Annotated in this window: 1 protein-coding gene; it reads right to left on the reverse strand. The window is 70.1% G+C overall.

All coding sequences use genetic code 11. The annotated features are described in order from the left end of the window. Positions 1 to 17: 17 nt before the first annotated feature. On the reverse strand, positions 18 to 923 hold a 906-nt coding region (locus ADK54_RS14795), incomplete at its 5' end, for a gamma-glutamyltransferase (protein WP_199826967.1).

Below are 923 nucleotides of genomic sequence, written 5' to 3' on the forward strand. Positions count from 1 at the left end.
GGGGTGAGGATTTCGATCTAGCCGCCTGCGGCGGCGCCGTCCCTGCGGGGGTCGGCGGCTGCCAGGAGTGTGCCGTCGGGGGTGATTTCTACGAGGGCGGCTCCGCTGCGGAGCGGCACTGCTTTGGCGCAGGGGTGGCCCAGGGCGCGGAGTCCGGGCAGGAGGCGTTCGGCCGTGGTGCCCTGTTCCACGTCGGAGCGGGCGTCGTGCAGGCCGGCGCAGTTGTTCGTCGTGGTCTGGCCGCTGAGGTGGCCGTGGGTGAGGGCCTGGTGTGGGTTGAGGCCGTGGACGAGGACGTCCAGGACCTGGTGGGCCACGTAGTCGGGGATGAGGCCGCCGCCTGCCGAGCCGGCGGCCAGGCGTGGCCTGCCTGTGGGGTCGAAGGCCAGGGTGGGGGCCATCGATGTGGTGGGGCGTTTGCGCGGTTCCATGAGGTTGCGGCCGCCTGCGGTTTCGGGTGCGAAATTGGTGAGTGCGTTGTTGAGCACCATGCCGCGTGCCAGGAGGGCGGACCCGAAGTTCTGGTTGACCGTGGTGGTCATGGACAGGGCGTTGCCGTATCCGTCCACGATGCTCACCTGGCTGGTGGAGTCGTGGTCGGCGGCGACGCGGAGTGTGTCGGTGCACAGCCCGGGGCGTACGGGGTGAACGGCGGAGGTGGGAGAAATCTGCGCGGCTCGCTGCTTGAGGTAGGAGGGTGAGAGAAGCCGGGAGGCTGGGATGTCACCGAAGTCCGGGTCGCCCGCGCAAGCGCGTGCGTCCACTCCGGCCAGCCGTCCGGACTCGATGAGCAGATGGGCATGTTGGAGGGTGCCCGGCTTCAGTGCGGCGACTGCCTTGCGGTCGGCCAGGGCCAGTACGGACAGGACGTCGATGCCGCCGAAGGCCGGCGGCGGAGCCGTGCACACCCGGTACCCAAAAGC

Source organism: Streptomyces sp. WM6378, assembly GCF_001279695.1.
Taxonomy (GTDB): domain Bacteria; phylum Actinomycetota; class Actinomycetes; order Streptomycetales; family Streptomycetaceae; genus Streptomyces.